At 59.5% G+C, this 6,420-nt stretch carries 5 protein-coding genes and 1 pseudogene; all 6 read right to left on the bottom strand.

The features are described 5' to 3' along the window. Positions 1 to 26 precede the first annotated feature (26 nt). Positions 27 to 938: an ABC transporter permease subunit gene (locus PQR67_RS37925; protein WP_408467910.1), complete on the bottom strand. Its 912-nt coding sequence runs from the start codon at positions 936 to 938 to the stop codon at positions 27 to 29. After that, positions 935 to 1,909: an ABC transporter permease subunit gene (locus tag PQR67_RS37930; protein ID WP_408467911.1), complete on the bottom strand. Its 975-nt coding sequence runs from the start codon at positions 1,907 to 1,909 to the stop codon at positions 935 to 937. The genes PQR67_RS37925 and PQR67_RS37930 overlap by 4 nt, the downstream gene beginning before the upstream one ends. Then, positions 1,906 to 3,069 carry an ABC transporter ATP-binding protein gene (locus tag PQR67_RS37935; protein ID WP_408467912.1) on the bottom strand — a complete coding sequence of 388 codons (1,164 nt, stop codon included), beginning with the start codon at positions 3,067 to 3,069 and terminating at the stop codon, positions 1,906 to 1,908. Before PQR67_RS37935 ends, PQR67_RS37930 begins: the two co-directional genes overlap by 4 nt. Positions 3,070 to 3,264: 195 nt before the next feature. Continuing rightward, positions 3,265 to 4,386, bottom strand: coding sequence for a polyamine ABC transporter substrate-binding protein (locus PQR67_RS37940; RefSeq protein WP_408467913.1), 1,122 nt, complete (start codon positions 4,384 to 4,386; stop codon positions 3,265 to 3,267). Positions 4,387 to 4,459: 73 nt separating this feature from the next. Further along, positions 4,460 to 5,896: an aspartate aminotransferase family protein gene (locus PQR67_RS37945; RefSeq protein ID WP_408467914.1), complete on the bottom strand. Its 1,437-nt coding sequence runs from the start codon at positions 5,894 to 5,896 to the stop codon at positions 4,460 to 4,462. Between the two features lie 61 nt (positions 5,897 to 5,957). Beyond that, positions 5,958 to 6,420, bottom strand: a pseudogene (locus tag PQR67_RS37950) (glutamine synthetase); the annotation flags it as partial.

Raw genomic sequence — 6,420 nt, forward strand, 5'->3', positions numbered from 1 at the left:
TATTGGTCGTATTGCAAAAGGACTTCTTATGCGCGTGCCGTATCGAGCGATTTCCGTACGGTGGCTTGTTGTGGTGCTGACGGCAACGGGTCGGCGGCTTCGGCGAGCGCGAACGCCATCTGGGTGTCGCGGTTGCGCTTGCGTTCACGCACCTGCATCCAGCGATTGACCGCAATCACGCCGATGGTCACCGTGGTGATGAAGATCGTAGCGAGCGCATTCATTTCCGGATTCAAACCGAGGCGCACACGCGAGAACACGACGAGTGGCAACGTGGTCGAGCCTGGGCCTGAGAGGAACGCGGACAGCACGAGGTCGTCGAAAGACAGCGTGAACGACAGCAGCCAGCCGGACATGAGTGCCTGCGAGATCAGCGGCAGCGTGATCAGGAAGAACACCTTGAAGGGCGTTGCGCCGAGATCGAGCGCGGCTTCTTCGAGCGACTTGTTGAGCTCCTTCACCCGCGATTGCACGATGATCGCCACGTACGAAACGCACAGCATCACGTGGCCGATCCAGATCGTGAAGAGGCCGCGGCCCTTCGGCCAGCCGAGCATCTGTTCGAGCGCGACGAACAGCAGCAGCAGCGAGATACCCTGGATCACTTCAGGAATCACGAGCGGCGCGTTGATCATGCCGGCGAACAGCGTGAAGCCGCGAAAACGTCCGAAGCGGGCCAGCACGAACCCGGCCCACGTACCGATGACGACGGACGCAAACGCGGTCAGCAGACCGATCTTCAACGACAGCCACGCTGCATTGAGCAGTTCGTCGTCCTGCAGCAGCGCGCCGTACCACTTGAGCGAGAAGCCGGACCAGACCGTGACGAGCTTGGACTCGTTGAACGAATACACCACCAGGCTGATGATCGGGATATACAGAAACAGAAACCCGAACGTCAGCACGCTATTGGAAAGCGTTCTATTAGGCTTGATCATTTCGCGCCCTCCAGTTCCTTGACCTGGTAGTACTGGAACACGGCCATCGGCACGAGCAGCAGTAGAACCATCGCGACGGTGACAGCGGATGCCATCGGCCAGTCCATATCGTTGAAGAATTCATCCCACATCACACGGCCGATCATCAGCGTATCGGCGCCGCCGAGCAGTTCAGGAATCACGTACTCGCCGACCGCCGGAATGAACACCAGCAGACTGCCGGCGATAATGCCGTTCTTCGACAGCGGCAAGGTGATGCGCGTGAACGCGGTCCACGGTTTGCAACCGAGGTCGTAAGCGGCTTCGAGCAGCGTCAGGTCCATCTTCACCAGGTGGGCATACAGCGGCATCACCATGAACGGCAGGTACGAATAGACCATGCCGATATAGACGCCAATATCCGTGTGGTAGAGGCGCAACGGCGAATGAATCATGCCGATCGACATCAGCGTGTGATTGAGCAGACCGTCGTCCTTCAGGATGCCGATCCATGCATAGACGCGAATCAGGAACGACGTCCAGAACGGCAGCATCACACCCATCATCAGCAGGTTGCGCTTGGTCGGTTCCGAGCGGGCGATGTAGTACGCAACCGGATAGCCAATCAGCAGGCAGAAGAAGGTCGATACAGCGGCCATCTTCAGCGAGCTGATGTACGTGGCGACGTACAGATCGTCCTGCAGCAGGAACGCATAGTGACCGAGCTGCATCGCGAAGTGCACCATGCCGTCCTTGACCGTCACGAGATCCGTGTACGGGGGAATGCCCAGGCGCAGATCGGCGAAGCTGATCTTCAGCACCAGCACGAACGGCAACGCAAAGAACAGCGTGAGCCACAGGAACGGCACGCCGATCACGGTCGTGCGTCCCGACGGCACCAGCGCCAGCAAGCGCTTCTTCAGCGAGCCGAGCAGCCGGCTGCCGGATGGCGCGCCGAGCGCGGCGGGGGAGGAGGTAGTGGGATTGCTCATTGCGTCAGCACCACGCCGCTTGCCGGCGACCAGTAGACGAACACGTCGTCGTTATAGGACGGCGCACCTTCGCTCATCAGGTGCGAGCTGGAGAGATTCGACACCACCGTCTTGCCGCTCGGCAGGCGCACGTGATACAGCGAATAGCTGCCCATGTACGCAACATCCGAGACCACGCCGCGCGCCCAGTTGTGCGGCGTCGAGGGCTTGTCGAGCGAGACCTTCACGCGTTCCGGACGTACCGAGATGCCCACCGGCATGCCCAGCGGCCCGGTAATGCCATGGCTCACGTAGATGCTCGATTCGAGGTCTTCGCTTTCGACGAAGATGTGGTCAGGCTCATCCGCAACCACGGTGCCTTCGAACAGGTTGGTCGAACCGATGAACCCTGCCGAGAAACGGCTGTTCGGAAACTCGTACACCTGGCTGGGCGAACCGACCTGCACGATGCGGCCTTCGCTCATCACAGCCAGTCGCCCGGCCATCGTCATCGCTTCTTCCTGATCGTGCGTGACCATCACGCAGGTCACGTCGACTTTGTCGATGATGTTCACCAGTTCGAGCTGGGTCTTCTGGCGGATCTGTTTATCGAGCGCCGACATCGGTTCGTCGAGCAACAGCAGCTTGGGGCGCTTGACGAGCGAGCGGGCCAGCGCCACACGCTGCTGCTGTCCGCCGGACAACTGATGCGGCTTGCGTTGCGCGTATTTGCTCATCTGCACGAGATTGAGCGCGTCGGCAACGCGTTCCTTGATTTCGTTCTTCGGCGTGCCTTCCTGCTTGAGGCCGAATGCGATATTCGCTTCGACGCTCATGTGCGGGAACAACGCATATGACTGGAACATCATGTTGACCGGCCGCTTGTACGGCGGCATCGCGGCGAGATCTTCGCCGTCGACGAAAATGCGTCCGGACGTAACGGTCTCGAGCCCCGCGAGCATGCGCAGGAGCGTGGACTTGCCGCAGCCGGAGCTGCCGAGCAGGGCGAACAGTTCGTTCTTGGCGATGCTCAGGTTGACGTTGTCGACAGCGGTGCTGTCGCCGAATTTCTTCACGACATTTTCGATGCGAACGAATTCGTCCGATTTCGATTTTGTCGTCGGTGCGGGGCGGGCCATCTGGGTGGCGCCGGCTACGCTTGTTTGTGTCGTCGAGTTCATGATGTAACCATTCCTTGCGGATCGCGAGCGCAAGTGTCTCCATACGAGGCGCGGGAAGCGACTCGCAAGATGCGCTGCGATCGGAAAACATGGGACTGCGCGTGGACGGCGCAGGCTGACTACCGTTACTGCCATTCATGCGCTCAGGGTTCGAGCGATCCCTGAGCGCGGATCAAAGTTTCTGGTTTGGCTTGATTAATGGCCGGTTTTAAGCTGCGCCCAAAGACGATTTTCAAGGCGCAGAATGTCAGTGGGCATCGGCTTCATGAGCGTCATCTTGCTCAAGACTTCGTCGCCCGGATAAACGGTCGTATCCTGTGAGACACCCGGTGTGACGAACTGGCGCGCAGCCTTGTTCGCAGTCGGATAAAACACTTCATTGGTGATGGCGGCGTTGACCTTCGGGTCTTCGATGTAATTGATCCACTTCAACGCGGCTTCAGCGTGCGGCGCGTCTTTCGGGATCACCATCACGTCGAACCACAGCAGGCCGCCTTCCTTGACGTTCGAGAATTTGACCTGATACGAACGCTTGGCTTCAGCGGTGCGGCGGCTCGCGATGCCGACGTCGCCAGACCATGCAACCGCGACGCAGACGTCGTTATTGGCGAGGTCGTTGATGTAGCCGGAAGAATTGAATTGGGTGATATACGGGCGGACTTTCTTCAGCACTTCAAAGGCAGCCTGATAATCGGCGGGGTTCGTGCTGTTTGGATCTTTGTGCATGTACTGCAGCGTGGCGGCAAACACGTCGACTGCCTGGTCGAGGAACGATACGCCGCAGCCCTTCAGTTTCGACAGATTGGCCGGGTCGAATACGAGCGCCCAGCTATCGACCGGTGCATTTGCGCCGAGTGCCTTCTGCACAGCCTGCACGTTATAGCCGATACCGTCGGTGCCGTAGGCCCAGGGTACACCGTACTGGTTGCCCGGATCGGCGTCGGCAATCATCTTCATCAGTACTGGGTCGAGATTTACGAGGTTCGGCAGCTTCGATTTGTCGAGCTTCTGATAGACGCCGGCCTGAATCTGCTTGGCCATGTAGTTCGACGTCGGGACCACGATATCGTAACCGGAGCTACCCGCCAGCAGTTTGGCCTGCAACGTATCATCGCTATCGTAGTTATCGTATTTGACGTGGATACCGTCCTGCTTCTCGAAGTTCGGAATCGTGTCCTTCGCGATGTAGTCCGACCAGTTGTAGACATTCAGTTCCGTGTCGGCCGCAAGGGCCGGCGTGACCGACAACGCCGCAAAACCCGCGAAGGCGAGAAGCGCGGCCCCCGCGACCGCATGACGAAGATGACAAACGCTCATGGTTTTTTCCCTTGATGTGAAGAACCGGCATGAGCGTGTATCGTGGGTGCGCGCATGCCGGAACGAACTGCCGTTACGAAATTCCGAGTTGTTGTGCGGTCGCGTCGACGGCTTTTTTGGCCTTCGAAACGATCTCGTCGATTTCCAGCTTATTAATTACGAGCGGCGGCGACAGCAGCATCCGGTCGCCGGTAGCGCGCATGATCAGGCCGCCGTTGAAGCAGAAGTCGCGGCAGATCGTGCCGACGTCACCGCCATTGGCGAAACGCTTGCGCGTTTTCGGGTCTTCTGCGAGTTGCAGACTGGCCACCAGACCCGCGCCGGAGATTTCGCCAACGATCGGGTGATTGGCGAAGGTGTCGCGCAACTTCTTCTGGAAGTACGGACCCGTGTCGGTCTTGACGCGTTCGACGATCTTCTCGTCGCGCAGCAGTTTCAGATTGGCGATCGCCACCGCCGCGGCCACCGGGTGACCGGAGTAGGTGAGGCCGTGATTGAAGTCGCCGTGCTCGATGATCGCCTTGGCCACGCGATCGTGCAGGCCGACTGCGCCCATCGGCACATAGCCGCTCGTCAGGCCCTTGGCCAGCGTGATCAGATCCGGCTCGAAACCGAAGTGCTGATGCGCGAACCATTCGCCGGTCCGGCCGAAGCCGCCGATCACTTCGTCGGCGACCAGCAGGATGTCGTACTTGCGGCAGATGCGCTGGATTTCCGGCCAGTACGTCGAGGCCGGGAAAATCACGCCGCCGGCGCCCTGGAAAGGCTCACCGATGAACGCGGCAACATTGTCCGCGCCGATTTCCAGAATCTTCGCTTCGAGTTGCTGCGCGCGGGCCAGCGAGAATTCTTCCGGCGTCAGATTGCCTTCTGCTTCGCCGAAGAAATACGGCTGGTCGATATGAACGATGTTTTCGACTTTCGAAGGCATCTGCTCATGCATGTAGCCCATGCCGCCGAGCGTGCCGCCGGCGATCGTCGAACCGTGATAGCCGTTCTTGCGCGAAATGACGACCTTCTTCGAGTGCTTGCCTTGCGTTGCCCAGTATTGGTGGACGATGCGCAGCACGGTGTCGTTGCCTTCCGAGCCGCTGTTGCAGTAGAAGAAGTGATTGAACGGTTCCGGCGCCAGCTCCGCGAGCAGGGCCGAGAGTTCGATCACGGGCGGATGCGTCGTCTTGAAGAAGGTGTTGTAGAAGGGCAGTTCCTGCATCTGGCGGTACGCTGCGTCGGCCAGTTCCTTGCGGCCATAACCGACATTCACGCACCACAAACCGGCCATACCGTCGATGATCTTGTTGCCATCCGAATCCCACAGGTACACGCCTTGCGCCTTGACGATCACGCGGCTGCCGGCGCGATTGAGCGAACCCATGTCCGAAAACGGATGGATGTGATGGGCCGCGTCGAGGGCGCGGTATTCAGCGGTGCTGCGTTGCGTGGCTTGCGCGCTCGCGGCGGGTAGTACCGCCGGTTGGACGTAAGCGACTTCTTCTGTTCTGTAGCTCATACTGCCTCCAGTTTTTTTGCGTTTGCGAGCAACGTCATGAATCGGGACCCTGAATCCGGTCTCAGACGTGCAGCAGCAAATGTCGGCGTTCCCACGAGCTGATCACGCGGAAAAACGCTTCGTATTCGGTTTCTTTCAGTGCGAGGTAGGCCTTGACGAATTTCTCGCCGAGAATCTCCGCCATCGGTTCGCACGCGCCCATTAACGTCAATCCTTCTTCCAGATTGCGCGGCAACTGATAGGGCAATTCGTAGCCGTCGCTGAGCAGCGGCTCGGTCGGTTCCAGATTTTGTGTCATGCCAACATAGCCGGCTGCCAGCGTTGCGGCGATCGCCAGATACGGATTGCAGTCCACGCCCGGAATGCGGTTTTCGATGCGGCGCGCAGCCGGGCCCGAATGCGGAATCCGGAAACCCACCGTGCGGTTGTCGTAACCCCATGCCACGTTGATCGGTGCGGCCATGAAGCGCGACAGGCGGCGATACGAGTTGATGTACGGTGCAAAAATCGGCATCAGCGCCGGT

The sequence above is a fragment of the Paraburkholderia fungorum genome, from assembly GCF_046026025.1.
GTDB classification, from domain to species: Bacteria; Pseudomonadota; Gammaproteobacteria; order Burkholderiales; family Burkholderiaceae; genus Paraburkholderia; species Paraburkholderia fungorum_E.